Origin of the sequence: Mesorhizobium sp. YC-39, assembly GCF_025753795.1 — a bacterium.
Lineage (GTDB): Bacteria > Pseudomonadota > Alphaproteobacteria > Rhizobiales > Rhizobiaceae > Mesorhizobium.
Map to the genome: position 1 here is coordinate 1,980,489 of NZ_JAOWPS010000001.1, position 23,086 is coordinate 2,003,574.

At 63.1% G+C, this 23,086-nt stretch carries 20 protein-coding genes; 7 read left to right on the top strand and 13 right to left on the bottom strand.

The features are described 5' to 3' along the window. Nucleotides 1-59: 59 nt before the first annotated feature. The 5 genes from OHD62_RS09240 to OHD62_RS09260 all read right to left on the bottom strand — a co-directional run bounded on the left by OHD62_RS09240 (nucleotide 60) and on the right by OHD62_RS09260 (nucleotide 5,961). Nucleotides 60-1,724 (bottom strand): ABC transporter substrate-binding protein, encoded by a 1,665-nt coding sequence (locus OHD62_RS09240; RefSeq protein WP_263782206.1) that lies wholly within the window; start codon nucleotides 1,722-1,724, stop codon nucleotides 60-62. A gap of 231 nt (nucleotides 1,725-1,955) precedes the next feature. Then, nucleotides 1,956-3,140: a mandelate racemase/muconate lactonizing enzyme family protein gene (locus OHD62_RS09245; RefSeq protein WP_263782207.1), complete on the bottom strand. Its 1,185-nt coding sequence runs from the start codon at nucleotides 3,138-3,140 to the stop codon at nucleotides 1,956-1,958. Between the two features lies 1 nt (nucleotide 3,141). After that, a complete protein-coding gene (locus OHD62_RS09250) occupies nucleotides 3,142-4,248 on the bottom strand; it encodes a mandelate racemase/muconate lactonizing enzyme family protein (RefSeq protein ID WP_263782208.1) in 1,107 nt (368 codons plus the stop codon). A 55-nt stretch (nucleotides 4,249-4,303) separates the two neighbouring features. Continuing rightward, nucleotides 4,304-5,029 carry a GntR family transcriptional regulator gene (locus OHD62_RS09255; protein ID WP_263782209.1) on the bottom strand — a complete coding sequence of 242 codons (726 nt, stop codon included), beginning with the start codon at nucleotides 5,027-5,029 and terminating at the stop codon, nucleotides 4,304-4,306. Between the two features lie 143 nt (nucleotides 5,030-5,172). Then, nucleotides 5,173-5,961 carry a 2OG-Fe(II) oxygenase gene (locus OHD62_RS09260; RefSeq protein WP_263782210.1) on the bottom strand — a complete coding sequence of 263 codons (789 nt, stop codon included), beginning with the start codon at nucleotides 5,959-5,961 and terminating at the stop codon, nucleotides 5,173-5,175. A gap of 108 nt (nucleotides 5,962-6,069) precedes the next feature. On the opposite strand from OHD62_RS09260, the gene OHD62_RS09265 reads away from it, so the two are divergent. Beyond that, complete coding sequence (locus OHD62_RS09265) at nucleotides 6,070-7,008, top strand: LysR family transcriptional regulator (RefSeq protein ID WP_263782212.1); 939 nt, start codon at nucleotides 6,070-6,072, stop codon at nucleotides 7,006-7,008. 9 nt (nucleotides 7,009-7,017) lie between these two features. On the opposite strand, the gene OHD62_RS09270 is transcribed toward OHD62_RS09265, so the two are convergent. Genes OHD62_RS09270 through OHD62_RS09280 form a run of 3 tightly spaced genes read right to left on the bottom strand, consistent with a single transcriptional unit; the run spans nucleotide 7,018 to nucleotide 11,632 of the window. Further along, on the bottom strand, nucleotides 7,018-8,172 hold the full coding sequence (locus OHD62_RS09270) for an efflux RND transporter periplasmic adaptor subunit (protein WP_263782213.1): 1,155 nt from the start codon (nucleotides 8,170-8,172) through the stop codon (nucleotides 7,018-7,020). A gap of 17 nt (nucleotides 8,173-8,189) precedes the next feature. After that, entirely contained in the window at nucleotides 8,190-11,378 is a 3,189-nt protein-coding gene (locus OHD62_RS09275; RefSeq protein WP_263782214.1) for an efflux RND transporter permease subunit, read from the bottom strand. Next, a complete protein-coding gene (locus tag OHD62_RS09280; protein ID WP_263782215.1) occupies nucleotides 11,372-11,632 on the bottom strand; it encodes a hypothetical protein in 261 nt (86 codons plus the stop codon). Before OHD62_RS09280 ends, OHD62_RS09275 begins: the two co-directional genes overlap by 7 nt. 247 nt (nucleotides 11,633-11,879) lie before the next feature. Here OHD62_RS09280 and OHD62_RS09285 point away from each other — a divergent pair, with 247 nt between their 5' ends. Further along, on the top strand, nucleotides 11,880-12,461 hold the full coding sequence (locus tag OHD62_RS09285; RefSeq protein WP_263782217.1) for a TetR/AcrR family transcriptional regulator: 582 nt from the start codon (nucleotides 11,880-11,882) through the stop codon (nucleotides 12,459-12,461). 298 nt (nucleotides 12,462-12,759) lie between these two features. On the opposite strand, the gene OHD62_RS09290 is transcribed toward OHD62_RS09285, so the two are convergent. The 5 genes from OHD62_RS09290 to OHD62_RS09310 all read right to left on the bottom strand — a co-directional run bounded on the left by OHD62_RS09290 (nucleotide 12,760) and on the right by OHD62_RS09310 (nucleotide 18,111). Further along, complete coding sequence (locus tag OHD62_RS09290) at nucleotides 12,760-13,782, bottom strand: LacI family DNA-binding transcriptional regulator (RefSeq protein WP_263782218.1); 1,023 nt, start codon at nucleotides 13,780-13,782, stop codon at nucleotides 12,760-12,762. Between the two features lie 68 nt (nucleotides 13,783-13,850). Continuing rightward, entirely contained in the window at nucleotides 13,851-14,645 is a 795-nt protein-coding gene (locus tag OHD62_RS09295; RefSeq protein ID WP_263782219.1) for an ATP-binding cassette domain-containing protein, read from the bottom strand. A 3-nt stretch (nucleotides 14,646-14,648) separates the two neighbouring features. Then, nucleotides 14,649-15,635, bottom strand: coding sequence for an ABC transporter permease (locus OHD62_RS09300; protein WP_263782221.1), 987 nt, complete (start codon nucleotides 15,633-15,635; stop codon nucleotides 14,649-14,651). Between the two features lie 109 nt (nucleotides 15,636-15,744). Beyond that, nucleotides 15,745-16,677 (bottom strand): substrate-binding domain-containing protein, encoded by a 933-nt coding sequence (locus OHD62_RS09305; RefSeq protein ID WP_263782222.1) that lies wholly within the window; start codon nucleotides 16,675-16,677, stop codon nucleotides 15,745-15,747. A gap of 276 nt (nucleotides 16,678-16,953) precedes the next feature. Beyond that, nucleotides 16,954-18,111: a fumarylacetoacetate hydrolase family protein gene (locus OHD62_RS09310; RefSeq protein WP_263782223.1), complete on the bottom strand. Its 1,158-nt coding sequence runs from the start codon at nucleotides 18,109-18,111 to the stop codon at nucleotides 16,954-16,956. A 399-nt stretch (nucleotides 18,112-18,510) separates the two neighbouring features. On the opposite strand from OHD62_RS09310, the gene OHD62_RS09315 reads away from it, so the two are divergent. The 5 genes from OHD62_RS09315 to OHD62_RS09335 all read left to right on the top strand — a co-directional run bounded on the left by OHD62_RS09315 (nucleotide 18,511) and on the right by OHD62_RS09335 (nucleotide 23,074). Next, nucleotides 18,511-19,395: an ABC transporter permease gene (locus OHD62_RS09315; protein ID WP_263782224.1), complete on the top strand. Its 885-nt coding sequence runs from the start codon at nucleotides 18,511-18,513 to the stop codon at nucleotides 19,393-19,395. Further along, nucleotides 19,392-20,267 (top strand): ABC transporter permease, encoded by an 876-nt coding sequence (locus OHD62_RS09320; protein ID WP_263782226.1) that lies wholly within the window; start codon nucleotides 19,392-19,394, stop codon nucleotides 20,265-20,267. The genes OHD62_RS09315 and OHD62_RS09320 overlap by 4 nt, the downstream gene beginning before the upstream one ends. Next, the gene (locus OHD62_RS09325) at nucleotides 20,252-21,322 is read left to right on the top strand and encodes an ABC transporter substrate-binding protein (protein ID WP_263782227.1); all 1,071 of its coding nucleotides are present in this window, start codon (nucleotides 20,252-20,254) and stop codon (nucleotides 21,320-21,322) included. Before OHD62_RS09320 ends, OHD62_RS09325 begins: the two co-directional genes overlap by 16 nt. Nucleotides 21,323-21,390: 68 nt before the next feature. Further along, the gene (locus tag OHD62_RS09330) at nucleotides 21,391-21,999 is read left to right on the top strand and encodes a cupin domain-containing protein (protein WP_263782228.1); all 609 of its coding nucleotides are present in this window, start codon (nucleotides 21,391-21,393) and stop codon (nucleotides 21,997-21,999) included. Continuing rightward, on the top strand, nucleotides 21,989-23,074 hold the full coding sequence (locus OHD62_RS09335) for an ABC transporter ATP-binding protein (protein WP_263782229.1): 1,086 nt from the start codon (nucleotides 21,989-21,991) through the stop codon (nucleotides 23,072-23,074). The genes OHD62_RS09330 and OHD62_RS09335 overlap by 11 nt, the downstream gene beginning before the upstream one ends. Nucleotides 23,075-23,086 lie beyond the last annotated feature (12 nt).

A 23,086-nucleotide genomic window follows, 5' to 3' on the forward strand; every position in this document is an offset into this window, starting at 1 on the left:
CTTGCGGAGCCAGCCCTCCGGAAAGGGCTGGCGGTCGCGGGATCAGCTCTTCCTCCTGATCAGGCCTTCGCGGCCTTTTCCAGGAACAGCTGCGACATGGCGGTCGGCTGCACGCCGGTCAGGCCCTTCGTGGTCGCCGTCAAATAGTCGTAGAAATAGCCGAAGATAACAGGCGTTTCCTCGAGCAGCAGCTTCTGGATCTTGCCGGCGTCAGCCTTTTGCGCTTCGAGATCGAGGGCCGCGATATAGCTGGTCGCCAGCGTGTCGTAGTCCTTGTTCTTGAAGTGCGCGGCGTTCCAGGTGCCGTCGCTCCTCAGCGGCGCTGCCAGGAAGACGTTCGGCACGCCACGGTGGCCGTAGTCGGTGATGCCCATCACCGAGTCCAGCCAGTTCGACTTGCCAAACACCGCATCGCCGTAATAGGCGCCCTGGTCGAGGATGTTGAGTTCGAGCTCGATGCCGATCTCCTTGACCCAGTTCTGGATGAGCTGGGCATATTCGGGAATCTCCAGATAACGCTCGGTGGTCAGCGTCACCTTGAATCCCTTGCCGGCGCCGGCTGCTTCCATGAGCTGCTTGGCCTGCGCGATGTCCTGCTCGCGCTGCGGCACGGTCGGATCGGTGGAAGGATAGGCCGAGGCGAATGGGCTGTCATTGCCTTCGATGGCGCGCCCCTTCATCAGGCCGGCTACCAGCTTCTTGCGGTCGAGGCAAAGCGCAATCGCACGGCGCACGCGCGGGTCCTTCAACGGATCGGAATCGCAGCGCATATGCAGTTGCTGGTGCGCAACCGATTTCAGGCTGATGATGTCGATGGCCGGATCGGTGAGCAGGCCGACGCCGGCCAGCACCGGCAGCTGGTTGATGATGTCGACCTGGCCGCCCTGCAGCGCCAGGATCATCGGCTGCGTGTCGGCGAAGAAGGTGAACTCGGTGCGATCTGGCAGCGCCTTGTCGCCCCAATAGTCATCGTTGCGCACGAAGGAAGCGCCGACCTTCGCCGTGTACTTTTCCAGCTTGAACGGCCCGGTGCCGTCGAAGCTCTTCTCGTAGTCGCCCTTGTAGCTCGCCGGGATGATGACGGCGTTGTAATTGTCGGACGACACCATGTAGGGAAAGTTGCCGTTCGGCGCGTCGAGGTGGAATTCGACCGTGTAGTCGTCGACCTTCTTGGTGGCGCCCTTCTGCAGGATGCCGGTGAACACCGACAGCGCGTTGGACGAATTGGCAGGATCGGCGAGGCGGTCGATGCTGGCCACCACGTCATCCGCCTTCATCTCGCCGCCACTGTGGAACTTGACGCCCTTGCGCAGCGTGAAGGTCCACACCGTGCCGGTGTCGTTCGGCTTCCAGCTTTCGGCCAGGGCCGGCTTGAGCACGAGGTCGGGGCCGTCGATGCAGAGGAATTCAGCGACCTGCTGCAGCACGACAAGGCCGCCGGCGTCGGCGATGGTCACCGGGTCGATGGCGGCGGCGGGCACGCTGCTGGCGACGCGTATGGTGGCGCCGGCGGCGCCCGCGGCGCGGGCGAGCGAGGGCGCGCCGCTGAGGCCTGCGGCCATGCCAATGCGGCCGAGCAGGGGCAGCGACAGGCCAAGCAGGCTGCCGTGGCGGACGAAATCGCGGCGGCTGACACGGCCGTCGACAAGACCGTCGATGAGATGGTTTTCAAGCGGCGAGCGATTGCGCCGTATGAGATCGAGAATGCGATAATTCTTGCTCATGGGTTCTACCCTTTCCCCTGTGTTCTTGTGATTGACGAATTCAGGATGTTCTCCGTATCCCGGCCGTCAACGAAGTTCAGTCGAGACTGTAGCATGCGGTCTTGGCCGGTCCACCCTGTCCTTGCGGCGGAGAGGCCGGTTTTTTAAGGCACTGCTTTCGCCTGTTCGTTCCCATTCGTGGCTGCGGTTTTTCCTGTTGTATCTGTCTCCTGTCGGTTCGTGTGATCACTCCTAGTTCAACGGCAGGCGCCGGTAGGTCCCCGGCTTTGCCGGGTCATGGTACTTGTTGCACGGTCCGTTCTCGATGAAGTCGCGATGGCAGGTGGCGAGGTTTTCGCGCGACAGGGCGACGCCGAGACCGTGACCTTCGGGCACCCGCACGACGTTGTTTTTGGGCGAGAATGGTCCTTCCTCGATCACGTCGATCGGCCACATGCGAAACAGCGACTGGTTCGGCTCCCGTATCCAACCGAGCGCTGCGCACAGATGCAGGTAGCAGGCGCTGCCGATGCCGCTGTCGCCGCTGTAGCACCAGAAATCGATGCCGGCATGCTCGCAGGCGCCGACGAAGCGCAGCATGCGGCCGATGCCGCCATGCGCCGTCGGATTGCCGACGAAGGCGTCCGGCACTTTGATCTCCATGGCGCGCGCAATGTCGATATTGTGGGTCGAGAACGGGATCGAGCTGTGGCGGCGCAATTCGCGCATCTCCTCGATGGTCGCCACCGGGTCCTCCCAGTTGCGCACGCCGAGTTCCTCCAATGGCCGCGCCAACTGTCGCGCCGTCGCCAGCGAATAGGCCTGGTTGGAATCGATGCGGATCATCGCGTCGTCGCCGAGTTTTTGGCGGATCAGTTCCACCATCTTCAGCGAGAGCTTCGGATCCTGCGTCGAAAACTTGCCTTCGAAGAAGGTCGTGCCATGCGTCTCGTGCAGTTGGACGCAGTAGTCGGCGACTTGCTCCGGCGACTTCTCGCCCTTCACCTCAGGCCCATCGCCGCGCAGCGAGAAATAATCGGTGAAGGGAATGTCCTTGCGCACGGCGCCGCCGAGCAATTGGTAGAGCGGCTGCTGCCACGCCTTCCCGCGCAGGTCCCACAGCGCCATCTCGATGGCGCCGAAGGCCATGATGCGGCTGCGGTCGTTGATCGACTGCACGCCGGTCCAGTAGGGCAGGCAGACATTTTCGGCGCCGGCGATGTCGAAGGCATCGCGGCCGATCAGTCGTGCCGCGAGATTGTCATTGATGATCGCCGCCGCCGCCGGCGTCGGCGCTTCGCCAAGGCCGATCAACCCGTCCTCCGTCTCGACTTCGACGATGGTTGGCGAAAACCCGTCGAGCTCGCCGAACACCCAGGCGTAAGGCGCCTCCAGCCGGAGGTTTATCGGTGTGGCCCGGATGCGGCGGATCTTCATCTCAACTGCCGACCTCGAAGAAGGGTCTGCCAAGCAGGTCGGGAACGACATCGATGCCGAGGCCCGGCCCGTCCGGAATGCCCATGCGGCTGCCCGTGACCGGCGGCATGTTCGATGCGGTCCGCACCGTCACCCATTCATGGAAGGCAATGGCATGCAGCCGGCGCTCCTGCGGCGTCGACAGCGACAGATGCGCCATGGCTGCTGTGTCGATCTCGGCGCCGCCGGTGTCCTCGACGGTGATCATGAAGCCGAGGTCGACGGCGAGGTCGCGGATCTGGCGCGTCTTGGTCACGCCACCCAGCCGCGAGATCTTCAGCGTCAGCCCGTCGGCGGCACCCTTGCGGTGGATATCGAGCATGTCGTCCAGCGAGGCGACGGATTCGTCGAGCACCATCGGCTTGTCGAGAGAACGGCGCACCGACATGTTCTCGTCGATCGTCGTGCAGGGCTGCTCGAACGTGTAGTCGATGGCACGTGTCGCATCAGTGAACTGGCGCGCCTGGTAGGGCGTCCAACCGGCATTGGCATCGCAGAAGATGACGGTGCCTTTCGGCACCGACGCGGCGACCGCGCTGACGCGCTCGATGTCGTCATGGACATTGCCGCCAACCTTGACCTGCAGCCGGTGGAACCCGTCCTTGACGATGCGCTTGGCCAGTGCCGCCATGGCCTCGACCGTGCCATGGGTGACGACCTTGTAGAGTTCTGCCGTCTCGCTCTCGCGTCCGCCGAGCAGTGTGACCAGCGGCACGTCGGCGGCGCGCGCTGCCAGATCCCAGCAGGCCATGTCGAGCGCCGACTTGATATAGGGATGGCCCTTGAACACCGTGTCCATCAGCCGGCCGATGCTGGCCAAGCCGCGCGGATCGTGCCCCAGCAGATGCGGCGCGATTTCGATGATCCCGGCGCGGGTGCCGGCGGGGAAGGCGGGCGAATAGAAATTGCCGAGCGGCGCCATCTCGCCCCAGCCGGTCACGCCGCTGTCGGAGGTTATGGCAACGATCACCGCGTCAAAGCAGTCGGCGACGCGTCCTTTCGACATGCGGTAAGGCCCGTCAACGAAGGGCTGCACGACATGGTAGGCCTTGATGGTTTTGATCTGCACTTTGTCTATCCGGTGTCGTGATATCTGGAATGGTTCGGCTTTTGCGACGGCAGCCTTAGGCGCTGTTGGTCCGGCCGGCGCGATCGGCCCTGCCACCCTTGGACGTCCGCTGTTCGAGGCTGCGCGCATAGGCAAGCAGCTCCTCGAAATCGAGGTCGATATGCTCACGGGCATGGCGCTGGGCCGCGCGCATGTCCTGGCCTTTCAAGAGCCGCACATAGGTCTCGTGGACGTCTTCGGCCGGCACCGGCTCGTTGCGCGCATGCTGGTGCAGGGCAAAATACATCTGCAGCCGGCTGGTCAGCCGCTGCCAGGTCTCCAGCAGCACCGAATTGTCGGCCCATTCGTAGATGAGGCCGTGCAATTGCAATGCGGTTTCGATCTGGCGGGTGGTGTCGAGGTCGCGTGTCGCCTGCTTCACCGCCTCGTGTCGCCGGTCGAGCTCGTCGAAGAAGCGTTCGTCGCGCAGCTTCCAGGTCAGTTCGATGGCGAATTCGTCCAGCACCTTGTTGAGCGAATAGGCATCGTCGATATCCTTGGCGGTGACGTCGATGACGAAGGTTCCGGCATAGGGAATGCTGGTCAGTATGCCTTCCTGGACCAGCTCGCGCATCGCCTCGCGCAGCGGCGCGCGGCTCACCCGCATCTGTTCGGCAATCCTGAGCTCGTTGAGCTTCTGCCCCGGTTCCAACTGGCCGGTCAGGATCGCGCGCCTGAGCAGCGCCACGATCTCGGCCCTGCGTGTCGTATCCGCGATCGGACTGAAATCCAGCTTGCCCATTCGGCCACTCCAGGGGAACCGAGAACTAGACAAGCAGATTGTCGACAATCTAACAAGAGGTTATTTCCGGATTCTGGATTTGAGATCCGCAGACACAGAACGCCGGCCGATGGCCGCCAGAGTAGATTTCCAAACAGCCTCTCTCAGGCCGCTCTGCCGTAGAAGCCAACCCGCTCCTCGGCGCTGAACATCACGCCTGGCTTCTCGTAGTAGGAAAATACCGCGATCATCCGCTCGCGACTGCCTTCGACGGTGGTGACGCGATGCGCGGTGTTCTTGCCGCGGAAGACGTTCAGCGTGCCCGCCTTCATGCGCAGGATTTTTGCCTCGGGATCGCGCCCTTCGAGCAACCTGGCCACGCCGTCATAGTTCGGATTGTCGTCGGAGCGCAGATCGGTGCGATACTCGAGATCGCCGCCCCGCTCGGCGGCCTGCAGCAGAAGTGTCGTGGTGAACTCCGAGCGGTCGAAGTGCCAGTTCAGCGCCTCGCCGGCGCGATAGGCCATGACGTTGGTGCGGGCGAGCGGATCCTGCATCACGTGCAACCGTGGCTTGCCCATCGCCGCCGCCAGGAAGCGCAGCAGCGGCTCATACTCGTAAACGGCAAGCACGGTGCTGCCCGGGATCTGGTCGGCGCAGACCGTGTGGCTGATGGTCTCGACCTTGCGCAGCGCCGGATGGTCGGGCGCCAGCTCCGGGATCTCAGGCTTGAAGTAGATGTTGTGCATGCGCCTGTGCACATGCGAGCGCGCCTCCATCACCGGCCGGATTTCCGAGGCCGCCCGTTCGGCAATGCCCGGGCGCAGGAAGCCCTCGAGGTTGAACATGCCGTCGGCTGCTAAAGCAGCGGCCGAGGCTTCTACCAGCCGCTTCCATTCGGGGCTGCCCTCGCGGTCGAGCGGGTAGCGGTCCAGGTCGAGAATGTCTTTCATCGTCGCGTCCTCGTGAAATCCTGTGGTGACTAGACAGCAAGGAAAACTTTCTCTCAACGCGGAAAATTGTTAGGCCTGCACAAGGAAAACTTGTGGAGAGGCGCCGGCATGGAGAAACTTCCACCGCTGAATGCCGTACGGGCTTTCGAAGTCGCTGCGCGAGCCGGAAGTTTCACGCTGGCCGCCACGGAACTCGGCGTGTCCTCGGCGGCGGTCAGCCAGCAGATCCGAAATCTGGAAAACTGGTTCGGCAAGCAGCTGTTTGTGCGCAGCGGCAACCGCATCGCGCTGACCGATGCCGGCCATGCGATCTACCCGCAGACCGCGCGCGCCTTGGGTGACATTGCGGCCATTGGCCGGCGCATGCTGGAAGGGGGCTTGAGAACGCGTCTTGTCGTCAGCGTGCCGTTTTCGCTGGCCGAACTATGGCTGGCGCCACGGCTGGCCGTGCTGCTCGACGCCTTCCCGCAGATGGCGATCGACGTCCGTGTCGAGGACGACCCTGTCGATGTCGTGCGCCAGAACATCGATTTGCGCGTCAGCTATGGCGACTATCACTATCCGGCGCTCAGGATGGTTCGCCTTGTTCATGACGATGTCCTGCCGATCGCGGCGCCAGATTTCTGGCAACGTCACAACAATGGCACCTCCGGCCTGGCGGAGGTGCATGAAAGTCTTTTCATACACACCAATTGGGGGCCGAACTATGCCTCGCACCCAGGCTGGGCCGACTGGTTCGCAGCGTCAGGAGGAAGCCGCGCGCCCGATCCTTCGCACGGACGACGTGTCGGCCTGTCCAGCCTGGCGATCGCCTCGGCGAGGCTGGGTCTCGGCATTGCGCTTGGCCAGCGGGTCATGGCCCAAGCCGATTTGGAAGCCGGACGCCTGATCGCGCTCTCGTCCGTTTCGGTTCGCCTCGGCCAGCCCTATTGCGCCTTCATGGCTCCCGCCAAGGCCGAGCGCGCCGACGTCGCCGGTCTGGTCGAACTGCTCAGCAAAACGGCGCCCTCGACGTGGGGGTCGAGGGCGCCACAGGACCGGGTCTGATGGGGGTTATCAGCTGGCCGGTTTCTGTTGTGGCAGGGGCGAAACCGGCATTCCCGGTCCTATTTTCTGCAGATTGCCGGTGATCACCTGATCGCCTTCGGCAATGCCGCTCGATATGGCGATGAGATCACCATTGGTCGGTCCGAGCGAGACGATGCGCTGGTCGACCGTATTGCCCTTGCCGAGCACGTAGAGGTATTTGCCGAGCTGGCTCGAGCCCAGTGCGACCTGCGGCACCATCAGCGCATCGGGCTGCTCCTTTATATGCAGCCTCACACGCACATATTGACCGGGCAGCAGTGTGAACTTCGCATTGCCGATCGTTGCTCGCGCCGTGATCGTGCCGGTCGAATGATCGATCGTGTTGTCGATGAAGGTGAGCTGGCCCTTCTGGCGCGGCTCCGTGTCGCCGGGAAGCAGGACATCGACATCGACAGGCCCCGCCGCACGGGCTTCCTCAAGCTGTGCCAGATCGGTTTCGCTCGGATTGAAGGTGACGTAGATCGGATCGAGCTGCACCAGCGTGTTGAGCACGGTGCCGGCTACGCTGACCAGCGTTCCGATAGAGGCCTGATTGCGGCCGATGCGCCCGGCGAACGGCGCCTTGATTTCGGCATAGCTCAGATTGAGCTCCGCCGTCCGCATAGCGGCCTGGTTGACCGCCAGCGACGCCTCGGCCTCGCGCAATGTGCTGGTGCGCTGGTCGAAACTGTCCTTGGCGAGGTAGCCGCTTTTGGCGAGTTCGGTGCCGCGGCCGAGATTGGAGCGTGCATAGTCGACCGTTGCCGTATCGCGCTGCACCTGCGCCTTCGCTTGGTCGAGAGCCGCCTGGAAGTCTTGCGGCGCGATCTTGTAGAGAAGATCGCCTTTTTTGACATCGCTGCCGTCATCGGCGCTCTGCTCTTCGAGATAGCCCGGCACGCGCGCCTGCAGCGTGATGCTGCGGATGGACTCCACCCGGGCGGCATAGTCGAGATAGATCGGGATCGTCTTCTTGACGACGTTCACCACCGGCACCGGCATGACGAACGCCGCCGGAGCAGGGGTCGCTGCCGCTGTGCCGGCATTGAGGCTGAGATTGCCCATGTCGAGCAAGTGAACGCTCGCCATCGAGATCGCCCCCAGCGCGACAGCCGCTCCCAACGCGATTTTCCATTTACGCATGATTGATATCTCCAATCCTATTCGGCAGCTTCCGCCAATCGCACGGGCGTTGGTTCGGCAGCCGGTTCAATATGGTCTTGTTCATGTTCGCTGGCGGGTTCGCTTTGACCACGGCCCTCGCGCAGTTGCTCGATCACCGCATAGAAGACCGGCACGAACACCAGCGACAGGATCGTTGCCGCGACCATGCCGCCGAAGACGGTGGTGCCGATCGACTGACGGCTCGCTGCTCCAGCACCTGTGGAGTACATCAGCGGCAGCACACCGAGGATGAACGCAAAGGCGGTCATCAGGATAGGCCGCAGCCTCAGCCGCGCCGCCTCCATTGCGGCATCGACGATGCTCAGGCCTTCCTCGCGTCGTCGCCGGGCGAACTCGACGATCAGAATGGCATTCTTTGCCGCCAGGCCGATCAGCATGACAAAGCCGATCTGCGAATAGACGTCGATCTGCATGCCGCGCAGCAACAAGGCGACAAAGGCACCGAACAGGGCAAGCGGCACCGCGAGCAGGACCATGAAGGGCATGGCCCAGCTCTCATACTGGGCGGCGAGAATCAGGAAGACGAAGATCATGGCGAGACCGAAGACAATCGAGGCGATCGATCCGGCTTTGAGCTCCTGATAGGTGATGCCAGTCCATTCGTAGCCGAAATCTTTCGGCAGTGCCGTAGCAGCAGCACGTTCCATCGCGGCAACCGCCTGGCCGGACGAGAAGCCTGGCGCGGCGCCGCCATTGATCAGGGCCGACGCATTGTTGTTGTAATGCGGTACGGTTTCCGGGCCGACGATAGGCACCAGCTTGCCGAGCGTGCTCAACGGCACCATGCCGCCGGCGGCGTTACGCACATAGAGCCGCGAAATGTCGGCAGCACCGGCGCGCGCATCCTTGTCGGCCTGAATCGTCACACGAAACGTGCGGCCGAACAGGTTGAAATCGTTCACATAGAGCGAACCGAGATAGATCTGCAGCGTGTTGAACACATCGGGCAGGCTCAAGCCCAGCAGCTTAGCCTTGTTGCGGTCGAGGTCGTAGTTGAACTGCGGCGTCGAGGTCGAGAACGACGAGAACAATTGCTGCGGGTTGAGCTCGGGCTGCTTGCGCGCCTCGGCGAGCACGGCTTGCGTCGCGTCGTTGAGGGCAGCGCTGCCGCGGCCGGTCAGATCCTCCACCTGGAATTCGAAACCGCCGGTCGTACCGATGCCCGGGATGGAAGGCGGATCGAAGCTTAGTGCAAACGCCTCCGGAATTTGCATCAGCTTCGAACGCGCGTCGGCGACGAGCTTGGAGGCGCTCTGGTCCGGACCGCGCTCGTCCCATGGTTTCAGGATGGCGAATTCGACCGCCGAGTTCGACTGGGCGGCATTGGTCAGGAAGTTCAGGCCGCTGATCGAGCCGACGATATCGACGCCGGGCATCGCCTGCAGGATGTCGCGTGCCTTCTGCGCCACCGCGTCGGTGCGTTCCAGCGAGGCTCCGTCGGGCAATTGGATGACGACGAAGAAATAGCCCTGGTCCTCGACCGGCAGGAAGGTTGAGGGCAGCTTCTGCCAGACGAAATAGGTTGCGACCAGGCCGGCCGCGAACAGGCCGAGCATGATCCAGCGCAGCCTGATCAGGATGCGCACGCCATGTGCATAGGCGTGTGACAGCCATTCGAAGCCCGCATTGAACCAGCGGAACGGCGCGAATTGCGTTTCCCCGCGGTGACGCAGGAAGGCGGCGCTGAGCGCCGGAGTGAGCGTCAGCGAGACGAAGGCGGAGATGCCGAAGGAGATCGCGACCGTCAGGGCAAACTGGTTGTAGAGTCGCCCGGAAACGCCGGGGATGAAGGCGACCGGCACGAACACGGCCATCAGCACGGCGGTGGTGGCGATGATCGGGCCGGTGACCTCGGCCATCGCCGCTCGCGTGGCGGCAAGCGGCTTTAACCCCGCCTCGAGCTGTCGTTCGACATTTTCGACGACGACGATCGCGTCGTCGACGACGAGGCCGATCGCCAGCACCATGCCGAGCAGGCTGAGCATGTTCAGCGAAAAGCCGAACATGTACATGACGACCAGCGTGGCCACCAGCGACACTGGAATGGCGATCGTCGGGATGATCGTGGTGCGCCAGCTCTGCAGGAAGATGAATACGACAGCGACAACAAGCACCAGCGCCTCGCCGAGCGTGACCAGCACGTCATGCATCGAAGCCGAGACGAAGCGCGTCGTGTCGTAATGCATGGCGTAGCTGACGCCCTTCGGGAAACGGCCCGACAGTTCCTGCATCTTGTCCTTGACGCGCTGCTGCAGATCGAGCGCGTTCGAACCCGGCATCTGGTAGACCGCGAGCACCACAGTCGGATCCTTGCCGAAGAAGGCCGACGACGAATATTGCAGGGCGCCGAGTTCGATGCGGGCAACGTCGCGCAGCCGCACGAGCGAGCCGTTTGCGGCGTCTGCGCGCACGACGATGTCGCCGAATTCCTTGGGGTCGCTCAATCGGCCGACCGCGTTGACCTGCATTTCGAAGGCAGTACCGGCTGGCGCCGGCGACTGTCCGATCTTGCCGGCCGCGACCTGGACGTTCTGTTCGGCAATCGCGTTCTGCACGTCGACGGCGGTGATGCCGAGATTGGCGAGCTTGTCGGGGTCGAGCCATACGCGCATCGAATAGCGCCGCTCGCCGAAGATCTGCACATCGCCGACGCCGGGCAGCCGCTTCAACGGGTCCACCACCTGCAGATAGGCGAGGTTGCTGAGCGCCACCGGATCGACCGAACCGTCGGGTGAGGTGAGGTCGACGATCAGGACGAAATTCGGATTCTGCTTCTTGATCGTCACGCCGCCCTGGTTGACGATCGCCGGCAGCGAAGACGCTGCCTGCGACACCCGGTTCTGGACGTCGACGGCGGCGGTGCTGAGCGAATAGCCGACCTCGAAGGTGATGGTGATCGTCGACGAACCGTCATTGGAGCTCGACGACGACATGTAGGTCATGCCCTCGACGCCGTTGATCTGCTGTTCGAGCGGCGTCGTGACGGTGTCGGCCACCACCTGCGCGCTGGCGCCGGGATATTGGGCGCTGACCACGACCTGCGGCGGCGTGATGTCGGGAAACTGCGAGACGGGCAGCAGGAAATAACAAATCCCCCCGGCGAGCACCATGATGATGGCGATCGCCGACGCGAAGATCGGACGGTGGATGAAAAAGTTCACCATGAAACGCACGCCTCGTTAAATGCTTTTGCTTCGCCAAATGCCTTGGCAATCCTGGACAGCTTCCGGCTGTGCCCGGACCCCGCGTCTCCTGAAAAACGAGACGGCCGCACCTTGCTGCCCGGGTGCTGCTCATCGGCCAGCGACCGCAGCATCCTCTCGAATGCGTGTGGGTCGACGCGGTCAGCCTTCATCACCAGCCGGATCATCGGATCCCGGATGGCTTCATCGATTGTCAAATCCTTGCGCTGCGACATCGAAGCGGCTCCTTGCTGGCGATTCGCATCGAATGATCGCGAATCGTTTTTTGTCGTTCTCACCGGCCGAAGCCGCATGACAGGCAGTTCCTTGTCCTGGTTCCGTCCCGGCAGGGCCTAACGGCGATGTCGATCGTTGACGGCAGGCAAGAGAGGTGTTACCAGTAAGTAACATTCGTGACGTTACAGAGCGGTAACACCCTAGTCAAGAGGTGTGCTGAATTTTTCGGGAGCCAAGGAGACTTCGATGGCAGACGGCATTTCGGAACGCGTTCGGCCCCGGGATCGGATCCTGGAGACGGCGCAGGACATGTTCCACAAACATGGCATCAAGGGCGTCGGCGTCGACGCTATCACCGAAGCCGCCGGCACCAACAAGATGACGCTCTACCGTCATTTCGAGTCCAAGGACGACCTGATCATCGAATGCCTGCGCGCCACCGCATGCAAGGCCGCCGCGATATGGGATGCATTCGAGGCCGAATATCCTGGCGACAAGCTTGCACAACTGCACGCCTGGGTTCGCAAGGTCTCCGAGATGCTCGCGAACGACAGCCGCGGCTGCGACATGGCCAATGCCGCCGTCGAGTTGAGCGAGACCGATCATCCGGCAAGGCGCGTCATCAAGGAACTCAAGGAAGCCCAGCGCGAACGCCTGGTGAATTTGTGCCGGGAGGCTGGCGTCGGCCAGGCCGAGCTTCTCGCCGACACGCTGTCTCTCTTGCTCGAGGGCGCTCGCGTCAGCCTGCAGAGCGTCGGCGCGGAGGGTCCCAGCGCGCAGTTCGTGCGCATGGCTGAAGGCCTGATCGCATCGTTCAAGGCGCGATAAGATCCCGCCATACACGTTCGCGTCTTGAACGCGGACGACATCTCCATGAATGGAATGAAAAAAGCCCGCTGCCGGGAGGAGGTGGCAGCGGGCTTGATTTTCGAATGCGGCGCGGGAGGAGGTGCACCGAATTCAAGGCCGGCATCGCATCTGGGAGGAGTAGATGGCCGACACCTGTGAACGTACGGGTTGCCTAACGATTCGGCAATTGCGAAAGATGCATAGCAGATGTGCATATTTGCGGTATCACCCTCAAAAGTTGTGATGAGGAAGAAAACCCTCTGCCTTGGGCAGAGACTCATTGCACCGGGACGTTTTCCCTAAAGATCAGGCGCGGTTCGATGAATTTTCGGGTCAGATAGGGCGCCGAGGACGCGATCGAGCCGAGCAGGCGAATGACCGATTGCTCGGCGATCAGCCGCGCATTCTGGTCGATGACGACATCAAGCAGGTCGTCGACGAGATAGCCGCGTGTTGCCCGCGTCAGGTCATGGCAGATGAATATCGGCTTTCTCTGCGGCCTGGCTTCCAGCAACGCCTTGGCCACGCCCGAGCGGCCGGCGCCGACGCAATAGATGCCGAGCAGCTCCGGCTCATTGTGCAGTGCCTGCATCGTCGCGGTGTAGCTGACTTCAGGCTCGTCATTGATCTCGACGGCGCTGGTGACGGTCAGATTGGGAAACTCCTCGCTCAGCACCGAGCGAAAGCCCATTTCGCGTTCCTCGTGCCCGCGATAGGAGCGCGAACCGACCACCATCGCCAGATGGCCCAGGCGCCCGCCCAGGAAGCGTCCCATCAACAAGGCAGCGGTGCGGCCCGCAACGCGGTTGTCGATGCCGACATAGGCCGATCGGGGCGCGCCGGGCACGTCGGACACCAAAGTGACGAGGCGGATGCCGGCCTCGACGATCTCGCGCAGGATGTTGCGGGTTCGCGGGTGATCGATCGCGATGACGCCGACGCCGTTCGCCCTAAGCGAGAGGTTTTCGACCGCGGCCTGCAATGCGCCTGGCGAAATGCCCGCGAGATTGTGGATCCGGCAGGAGGCGACCAGCGGCAGGCGCGCCGCATAGTCCTCGATGTGCCTTGCCAGATCCATCATGAAGGCGTTGGAACCGATCGGCAGGAAGAATTCGAGATGCGCCGGCCGCGAGGGCAGCGCCACCTGGTCGACGACCGGCAGGTAGCCGAGCTGCTTGGCAGCTTCCATCACGCGTTGCCGGTTGGCGGCGCTTGCGCCCGGCCGGTTGTTCAACACCCGGTCGACCGTCGCGGTCGACAGCCCGCAGCTTCTGGCTATATCCGAAACGGTGGCTTTCATGGTTCCAGTCATAGGAGCGGATGCGATCCCGTGCCAGACATGCGGCTAGCCAGATCTGGTTGAGCTGATCAGGCCCCCGAATGCTTGCCCTGGACGATGGCGTCGCGGATCTCTTTGTCGGACATGCCGGTGATGATCCGTTCGACCTCAGTGACGTTGGTCTTCTTCGGGTCGATGTCGTCGGCGACCACCTTGCCCCGGCGCATGACGACGATGCGGTCGACCACCTGGAAGACGTGATGGATGTTGTGGGCGATGAAGATACAGGAATGGCCCGAATCGCGGGCGCTGCGCACGAAGCTCAGCACGCCTTGCGTCTCGGCGACGCCGAGATTGTTGGTCGGCTCGTCGAGGATGATCAGGTCGCTGTCGAAATGCATGGCGCGCGCGATCGCCACCGCCTGCCGTTCACCGCCGGAAAGCGAGCCGATCGGCGTCGTCGGCGGGATGTTCTTCGAGATGCCGACCTGTTTGAGCAGGTCGCGGGCGACCACGTTCATCGCCTCCTGATCCATCCGGTTGAGGAAGCGCGGCGGCTTGATCGGCTCGCGCCCGAGGAACAGATTGCGGGCGATCGACAGTTGCGTGACCAGCGCCGAGTCCTGGTAGATCGTCTCGATGCCATGGGCGATGGCGTCGCTGGTGCTGCGGAAGTTGACTTTCTTGCCGCGGATGAAGATGTCGCCGCTGGTCAGCGGAACCGCACCCGACAGCACCTTGATCAGCGTCGACTTACCCGCGCCATTGTCGCCGAGCAGCCCGACGATCTCCCGTTCATTGACGTGGAAATTGGCGTCCACCAGCGCTTGTACGCGCCCGTAGGACTTGCGGATGTTTTCCATGCGGACAAGCGGTTCGGCCATGGTTCACGTCCCTGCCTGATGCCGGCGTTCCAGCCATGAGTGGAGCGCCATCATGCCGAGGATGATGGCACCGATGAAGATGTTGTAGGCAAGGCCCGGCACGCCGATCAGCACGATGCCGTTGCGCATGACGCGCAGGATCAGGATGCCGAGCACGGTGCCGATGATGGTTCCGCGTCCGCCGGTCAGCGCGGTGCCGCCGATCACCACCATGGCGATGACTTCGAGCTCGTAGCCGGTGCCGCTGTTGGGATTGGCCGCCGAGGTGCGCAGCGAGGAGATGACGCCGGCGAGTGAGGCCATGATCGCCGACAGGATGAACAGGCCGATCTTGACGCCGCTGACATTGACGCCACGCGCCCTGGCCGCGTTTGGGTTGCCGCCCGCCGCCTGGATCCAGTTGCCGGTCCGGCTCTGCGTCAGCACGTAGCCGAGCGCGATTGCGGCTGCGATGAACCAGAACAGTGACATGTAGATGCGGAACGGTCCGATGAAGAAATCGCCGACCAGCGCCTCGGCGAGCCAGCTGCCTTCGGCGCTCCAGGTCCGCTGCGGGAAACCGTCGGTGACGAACAGGGCCGTGCCGCGCACCACCAGGAGCATGCCGAGCGTCACCAGGAAGGACGGGATCTTGAGCTGTGTGACGAACCAGCCATTCACCAGCCCGATGAAGGCGGCGACGACCAGCGCGATGAGGAAGCCCATTTCCAGCGATGTGACGCCGCTGTTGAACAGGGTCCACATCAAGACCGGCGAGAAACCGAACACCGATCCGACGGAGAGGTCGAATTCGCCCGACGTCATCAGCAGCGTCATCGCTAGCGCGATCAGGCCGAGCTCTACCGTGAAGGCCAGCGTGTTCGAGATATTCTGCGGCGACAGGAAGCTGGGGTTGATGCTCCAGAAGACAGCGATCTCGACGACGAGCAGCACCAAAGGTCCGAACTCAGGCCTCGCGATCAGGCGTTGGATGAGGAAACGATTTTCCACCTTGGACCCACGAAAGGAATTGGCTGAGACCTGCGCCGCATCCGGCAGCCTCGGCGAAAGGAAAGGGAGTCGCGACCGCAGGTGCGATCGCGACTGTTCTGACTGCGGATTATTTGCCGGCCAGGATCTTGTCGTAAATTTCGGCGGTGTCCTTTTCGTAGAGCGCGCCGGTGATCACGTTGAAGCCGGGCGGAATGCCGCTGGCGGCCATGTTGGCCAGCGAAAGCGCCACATAGCTGGTCGCCTGCGGATCCTGCCACTGCGCGGCGTTGACATAGCCGTTCAGCACTTCTTGGGTGGTGTCGAGCGAGTTGCCCCAGCCGACGACCGGGATTTCGCCCGGCTTGACGCCGACCTGGTCGAAGACCCGCTTGATCGAGCCGGTGACGAGGTCGCCGAGGCCGATGATCGCCTTGACCTTGGCCTTGTTGGCGGTGAGGTAATCGACCATGCGGTTGATTACTTCGGCCTGGTCGAGCGTCGCTTCGGTGATCTCGTAGGTGATGCCGAGGGGCTCGAAGACGCTCTTGATGCCTTCCTCTTCCTGAACGCCATAGGTGGCGCCGGGAATTTCGACCGGCATCCAGACGAAATCGCCCTTCTTCACCAGGCCCTTGTCGACCAGATACTGCGCCCAATGCTTGCCGAAGGTGACGTTGTCGCCGCCGACATAGGCGTTGAAGTCCGCCTTCGGATCCGGCGTGTTGAAGTTGATGATCGGGATCTTGGCCGCGCGGGCTTCCTTGACGATCTCGACAAGGCTGCCCGGATCGGGGCTGGTAGTGACGATGCCGTCGGCCTTGGCCGATATCGCCGCGCGCACCGCCTCTTGCTGGGATGCCACGTCGCCATTGTGGAACGAGGTGTTGACGGTGTTGCCGGTGTCCGTCGCCCATTGCTTGGCGCCGGCGAGGAAATAGGTCCAGACCGGGTCGGCCGGGCCGCCATGCGAAATCCAGTAGAAGGTCTTGGCCTGCGCCGCCGCCGGAATGGCCAGCGCCATGATCAAGCCGAATACAAGTAATCGTAGTCTTGTCAGCATTTGATTTCCTCCCATTTGAAAGTGACCTCCACATCGGGCGATCCGCGCAAAGCCCTGACCGTACCTCCTGTCATCGCCGATCCGGACGCCCCAAGAGCATTCCCTTTTTCAGTCGATGGCAAGCCTCCATCCACCAAAGGATGTCGACGTACGGCAAGGCGCCATCAGCAATCCCATCAGATTGCATCAGTTTGGCTGATATTTTCCAGGCGGGCGGAGTCGATGCCTGAACGGCCTCGGACGCTCATCCCAAGGTTTGCCGCCCTGGCGCCGAAACTAGATCAGGTCGGCCTTGGCGAGGTCTCGCATCAGATGGCTGGCGCCGTAGGTCCAGTGCGGGCAGTCGGGCGACAGACGCACCCGGTTGACCAGGGCGCCGAATTTCTCCGACGATATGGTGACGATGTCGCCGACCTTGTGCGTAAAGCCCTTGCCCTTTTCGCCGCGATCCTTCGACGGCACGAACATGGTGCCGAGATAGAGCGCCAGGCCGTCGGGATATTGGTGATGCGGCCCCATCGCGGCCGCGACCAGCTCTTCCGGTGAGCGGCTGATCTCCGCCATCGAACTGGCGCCTTCCAGCGAAAACCCATCCTCGCCTTCGACCTTCAGGCGCACGATGGCCTGCTTCACATCGTCGATGGAAAATGTCGCGTCGAACAGCCGGATGAACGGGCCAAGTGCCGCCGAGGCATTGTTGTCCTTGGCCTTGCCGAGCAGCAGCGCCGAGCGTCCTTCGACGTCGCGCAGATTGACGTCGTTGCCGATTGTGGCGCCGACGATCCTGCCGCTGCTGGCGGCGATCATGGCGATCTCCGGCTCCGGATTGTTCCACGTCGAGACCGGATGCAGGCCGACATCGGCGCCGAAGCCGACCGACGCCATCGGCTGGCACTTGGTGAAGATCTCGGCATCCGGGCCGATGCCGACTTCCAGATATTGCGACCAGGCGCCGCGCGCGATCAGCTTGGCCTTGATCTCCATCGCCTCCGGCGAGCCCGGCTTGAGTTTCGACAGATCGTGGCCGATCAACCCGGCTATGTCGGCGCGAATGGCGTCCGCCTTCTCGGCCGAGCCGCGCGCCTGTTCCTCGATGACGCGCTCGAGCAGGGATACGACGAAGGTGACGCCCGACGCCTTCACCGCCTGCAGGTCGACCGGGGACAGCAGGTATGGCTGTGCTGCATCACGCGTGGCCTGGAAACTGTTGGCGGCGATCGCGTCAAGCGAGCCGACCGCTCTGCCCTTGGCCGAGCGCACATGCCCGGCAGGATCCGGCATCTCGCAGATGTCGCGTACGGTCGGAGCGGCGGTCGACGTGATGTCGAAGACCGTGCCGTCGCGCACCGTGACCACCAGCGGATGGGACACATCGCTCGTCCTGGCGCGGCCGATGAAAAGGCCCTCGGTGGGCAGGTGCGTCGGGTTGGTCATGCCTTGAAATCCTCCATTGTCTCTTCCCGCCGCAACAGTCGTCTTGCCGATTATCGATCAAGACACTGGCGTTGTCGGCGGCGCGGCACTTTCAACAAATTCCTGCCAAAGGTCTATCCCGTCCTCAAGGCGAGCTTGGTTATTTGCGCGACTGGACCTCAATCGATTATGGCGTGCGCCAATGACGAAGCCGGAACGCATATTTCAAAAGCATGAAATCGCTGGCCTCGCCGACTGGACGCGTTCGACAGGCTGGCCACAGCGACTTCCAGCGGGCCGCATGCCAAGCGCGTCGCGCCGTCCGCTCCATGTGGACTTGTAAAGCTGTTGCTGAATCAGCTTGACAGTTTCATGAATATGAAAAAAGCTTAAGCAATTTCAAAATCGATCGGCCGTCCGATGTCGACCTTCGCTGCAACCGAGCCGCCGCAATCCCGGACCTCGCCGGGTTTCCGGTTGGCCATGTTGCTGCCGGGCGCTCTTGTCACCTTCTTGCTGATCCTGTTCGCCCTCGGCCTCGTGCTCTTCCTCGCCTTTCGCGGCAATGACGGTTCGCTGCTGGGCAGCGGTTTTACGCTTGCAAACTTTGCCACGGTTCTAACCGATCCCCTGTACTGGACGGTGACACTGCGCTCGCTGGCCATTGCCGGCCTGGTGACGCTGGCAACGGTCGTCACCGCCTATCCCGTCGCCTACTATCTCGCCTTCCACGCCGGGCGGCGGCGCGGCCTGCTGCTGTTCCTGGTGACGCTGCCGTTCTGGACAAGCTACCTCTTGCGCGTCTTCGCCTGGAAGATCGTGCTGGCCTATAATGGCGTGCTGAACTCGGCGCTGATCGAAAGCGGCGTCTGGTCCGAGCCGACGCTCGCCTTCCTCAACACGCCGGCAGCCGTCGTCGTCACGCTCGCCCATGCCTATGCGCCGTTCGCCATCCTGCCGATCTATGTGGCGCTGGACACAATCCCGAAGTCGCTGCTCGAAGCCGCGTCCGATCTCGGTGCAAGACCCTTCACCTCCTTCCGCCGCGTCGTCCTGCCGAACTCGATGCCGGGCGTGCTGGCGGCAGCCCTCGTCGTCTTCGTGCCGACGGTCGGCGACTATGTCACGCCGGCGTTGGTCGGCGGCCCGGCCAGCACCATGATCGGCACGCTGATCCAGGCCGAGTTCGGCAAGGCCAATGACTGGCCGTTCGGCGCCGCACTCTCCGTCGCCGTCATGCTGGTCATCCTTGCCGTGGTGCTGGTCGTGCGCTTCGCCGATCGCAGATTTGGCAGCCGGACATGAGCGCGGCGCGCATGGACGCAAGGGGAGGCGGCCGCTGGCTCGGAGCCTACGTGCTTGCCTATCTGGTCTTCCTCTATCTGCCAGTGCTGCTCATTCCACTGTTTTCCTTCAACAACTCGATCCAGGCGGCGTTTCCGCTGCAAGGCTTTACGCTCGAATGGTACGGCACGCTGTTCGGCAATTCGGCGCTGTCGGGCGCGCTTGCCAATAGCTTGGTGATCGGGCTGATCGCCGCCACCGGCGCCACGCTCTGCGGCATCACCGTGTCCTACATGGATCTCTACGGCCGCTCGCCGTTGGCCGCCACGATCAGCGCCATCGCCCGGCTGCCGATCCTGATCCCCGGCGTCATCGTCGGCATATCGCTGCTGATCCTGGTCAATCTCATCGGCTTCGGGCCGTCACGCATCGCCATCGTGCTCGGCCACATATTGGTGGCGCTGCCGACGACGGTGGTGGTCATGCGCAGTCGCTTCGCCGTCATTCCGAAGACCATCCGCGAGGCAGCACTGGATCTCGGCGCGTCGGACTGGACGACATTCCGCCGCGTGATGCTGCCGCTCAGCCTGCCGGCGATAGGTTCGGCCTTCATGCTGGCCTTCCTGACCTCCTTCGACGAATTCATCGTCGCCTTCTTCCTCGCCGGCACCGAGCCGACGCTGCCGCTCTATATCTGGAGCCAGTTGCGCTTCCCGAAATCGCTGCCGACCGTCATGGCGCTGGGCACCGCGATCCTCGCCGTGTCCTTCGTCATCGCCGCATTCGCCGAGATCCTGCGTCATCGCGGGCTCGCCGCCCAGCGGCCGGCGCACGCCGATCTGCCCAAACCACAACAAACCGAGAGAGGAGAACTGCAATGGCATTCGACCTGAAATCGATAACCGGGAATAAAGCCCGCGCTGGATTGGCTGCCCTGGCGCTGGGGCTATCGTCGACCGTGGCGTTCGCGGGCGACAAGCTGCAATATTTCACCTGGTCGGGCTACGAACTGCCCGACTTCAACAAGAGCTTCCTCGCCGCACACCCCGATGGTGTCGAGGCCTCGATGTTCGGCGACGATGACGACGCCTTCACCAAGGTCAAGGCCGGCTTCCGCCCGGACGTCGCCCATCCCTGCTACGACAAGGTGGCGCGCTGGAACAAGGAAGGCCTGCTGCAGCCGATCGACACCAAGCGCATCAAGAACTGGGATTCGATCTTCCCCGTCTTCAAGAACCTGCCCGATTTGCAAGCCGGCGACGGCAAGGTCTGGATGGTGCCGTGGGACTGGGGCAACACCTCGATCCTCTACCGCACCGATCTGGTGAAGAACCCGGAAGCCAGCTGGAACCTGCTCTGGGACAAGCAATATGCCGGCCGCATGGCAACCATCGACGCCGTGCACGACACGCCGGTGGTGGCGGCACTGCTGGCCGGCGTCAATCCGTTCGACATGACGCCCGAACAGATGGACAAGGTGGCGGAAAAGCTGCGCGAGCAGCGCCCGCTGCTCTCGAACTATACCACCGACATGACCTCGGTCGAACAGGCGCTGGCCAGCGGCCAGCTGGTCGCCGCCATGACCTGGAATGCCTCGGCCACCTCGCTGAAGAAACAGGGCGTGCCGGTTGAGTTCATGAAGCCGAAGGAAGGCATGCTGACCTGGGCCTGCGGTTTCGTGATGCTGAAAGATGCCAAGAATGTCGACCTTGCCTATGACTTCATCAACAGCCGGCTGGAAACGGATTCAGGTAAATATTTGATCCAGGCCTATGGCTATGGCAGCTCGACCAGTTCCGCCTTCGCCGCGGTGCCGAAGGAAGAGCTCGACAAGCTGCAACTGCCGTCCGATCCGGAAGTGATGCTGAAGACCACCGTCTTCACCGGGCCGATGAAGCAGAATGACGAACTCGCCAAGATGTTCGAGAAGGTCAAGGCAGGCGGCTGATTTTCCACAGCGTCGCGCGGTCTCGACCGCGCGACGCTGCTTGCAAAAAAGCAAACGAGGTCGAACGGATGGACATGCTGGACGAGGCGGCCGAGCGGCCGAAGGACGATGCCGACGTCAAGGTTGGCCGGCGCGTGCGGGCGTTGCGGCTCGAGCGCAAGCTCTCCTTGGCCGAATTGGCCGCCAGGGCAGGCGTCTCGATCGGTGCGCTTAGCCAGATCGAGCGTGGCATGTCGTCATTGCGGGTACGAGTGATCTGGCCGCTCGCTGCCGCCCTCGACATCGAGCCGTCGGCGCTGATTGCCGATGGCAACGATGCCGTCAACGATCTCTATTGCGTGCGCGCCAACAGCCGGCGGCAGATTCCGGTCAAGTCGGAAGGCATCGCCAAGGCGCTGCTGTCGCCGCCCGCCGCCACGCTGACCGGCATGCTGGTGACGGTGGAGGCCGGCGGCGGCACCGCCGAAGCCTATGCCCACGCCGGCCATGAATTCGGGTTCGTCATGGCGGGCGAGGTCGAGCTGGTGGTGGATTCCACCACTTATGCGCTGAAGACCGGCGACAGCTTCGCCTTCAAGAGCACGCTGCTGCATGCCTTCCGCAATCCCGGCAGCGAGCCTTGCCAAGTCCTCTGGGTCAACACGACAAAGCCGTCAGAGGTTCGCGATGGCGCCTGATCCTCTCGTCCGGCTACAGGCTGTCTCGAAGATCTTTCCCGGCGGCATCGTCGGGCTCGATGCCGTTGACCTCGACATTGCCCGTGGCGAGTTCCTCACCTTGCTCGGCCCATCCGGCTGCGGCAAGACGACGAGCCTCAGGGTGATCGCCGGCTTCGAGAGCCCGTCGAGCGGCAAGGTATTGCTCGAAGGCCGCGACATCACCGCGCTGCGGCCGTTCGACCGGCCGGTCAACACCGTGTTTCAAGACTACGCACTGTTTCCGCACATGAACGTTGCCGAAAACGTCGGCTTCGGCCTGTCGCTGCGCAAGCTCTCCGGCACGGAACAGACCAAGCGCGTCGGCGAAGCGCTCGATATGGTTGGCCTCGCCGACAAGCTCCGCGCCCGCGTCTCCGAGCTCTCAGGCGGTCAGCGCCAGCGCGTCGCGCTCGCCCGCGCCATTGTCTGCGAGCCGCGCGTGCTGCTGCTGGACGAGCCGCTGTCGGCGCTCGACGCGCATCTGCGCGAACAGATGCAGGTCGAATTGAAGCGGCTGCAGTCGCGGCTCGGCACCACTTTCGTCATGGTCACCCACGACCAGACCGAGGCGCTGTCGATCTCCGACCGCATCGTCGTCATGAACAAGGGTCGCATCGAGCAGATCGCGCCGCCGGCGACGCTCTACGACCGGCCCGCCACCACATTCGTCGCCAGCTTCATCGGCACGATGAACCTGCTGCAGTCGCGCTTCGTTGGTCGCGATGGCGAGCGCCTACGCTTCGCCGCCGGTGCCTTGCCTCTGGAGGCGGTGTCGGAGGCTGGAGACACGCCGGCCGAAGGCGCTGTACGCATTATCGGCGTGCGTCCGGAGGATCTGCTGGCAGCAACCGAAGCGACAGCCGGCACCGCGCCGGCGCGGGTCAACAGCATCGTCTTCCACGGCCGCACCTTGCGGCTGCATGCCGAACTGGGGCAGGGGATGCCGGTGGTGATCGATGCCCCACGCCGCGCGGAGGGTTTTCAATTCAGCGTCGGCGACGTGGCGCATGTCAGCCTGCGCCGCGGCGCCAACTGCCCTATGCTGCCGAGCTGATCTCATTCGCTA

Bases quoted from the DNA above. Each gene is read 5' to 3' on its own strand.
- OHD62_RS09240 (WP_263782206.1), bottom strand. From the start codon at position 1,724: ATGAGCAAGAATTATCGCATTCTCGATCTCATACGGCGCAATCGCTCG.
- OHD62_RS09330 (WP_263782228.1), top strand. From the start codon at position 21,391: ATGGACATGCTGGACGAGGCGGCCGAGCGGCCGAAGGACGATGCCGAC.
- OHD62_RS09255 (WP_263782209.1), bottom strand. From the start codon at position 5,029: ATGGGCAAGCTGGATTTCAGTCCGATCGCGGATACGACACGCAGGGCC.
- OHD62_RS09285 (WP_263782217.1), top strand. From the start codon at position 11,880: ATGGCAGACGGCATTTCGGAACGCGTTCGGCCCCGGGATCGGATCCTG.
- OHD62_RS09310 (WP_263782223.1), bottom strand. From the start codon at position 18,111: ATGACCAACCCGACGCACCTGCCCACCGAGGGCCTTTTCATCGGCCGC.
- OHD62_RS09315 (WP_263782224.1), top strand. From the start codon at position 18,511: ATGTCGACCTTCGCTGCAACCGAGCCGCCGCAATCCCGGACCTCGCCG.
- OHD62_RS09290 (WP_263782218.1), bottom strand. From the start codon at position 13,782: ATGAAAGCCACCGTTTCGGATATAGCCAGAAGCTGCGGGCTGTCGACC.
- OHD62_RS09295 (WP_263782219.1), bottom strand. From the start codon at position 14,645: ATGGCCGAACCGCTTGTCCGCATGGAAAACATCCGCAAGTCCTACGGG.
- OHD62_RS09265 (WP_263782212.1), top strand. From the start codon at position 6,070: ATGGAGAAACTTCCACCGCTGAATGCCGTACGGGCTTTCGAAGTCGCT.
- OHD62_RS09305 (WP_263782222.1), bottom strand. From the start codon at position 16,677: ATGCTGACAAGACTACGATTACTTGTATTCGGCTTGATCATGGCGCTG.
- OHD62_RS09275 (WP_263782214.1), bottom strand. From the start codon at position 11,378: ATGGTGAACTTTTTCATCCACCGTCCGATCTTCGCGTCGGCGATCGCC.
- OHD62_RS09280 (WP_263782215.1), bottom strand. From the start codon at position 11,632: ATGTCGCAGCGCAAGGATTTGACAATCGATGAAGCCATCCGGGATCCG.
- OHD62_RS09260 (WP_263782210.1), bottom strand. From the start codon at position 5,961: ATGAAAGACATTCTCGACCTGGACCGCTACCCGCTCGACCGCGAGGGC.
- OHD62_RS09325 (WP_263782227.1), top strand. From the start codon at position 20,252: ATGGCATTCGACCTGAAATCGATAACCGGGAATAAAGCCCGCGCTGGA.
- OHD62_RS09335 (WP_263782229.1), top strand. From the start codon at position 21,989: ATGGCGCCTGATCCTCTCGTCCGGCTACAGGCTGTCTCGAAGATCTTT.
- OHD62_RS09320 (WP_263782226.1), top strand. From the start codon at position 19,392: ATGAGCGCGGCGCGCATGGACGCAAGGGGAGGCGGCCGCTGGCTCGGA.
- OHD62_RS09270 (WP_263782213.1), bottom strand. From the start codon at position 8,172: ATGCGTAAATGGAAAATCGCGTTGGGAGCGGCTGTCGCGCTGGGGGCG.
- OHD62_RS09245 (WP_263782207.1), bottom strand. From the start codon at position 3,140: ATGAAGATCCGCCGCATCCGGGCCACACCGATAAACCTCCGGCTGGAG.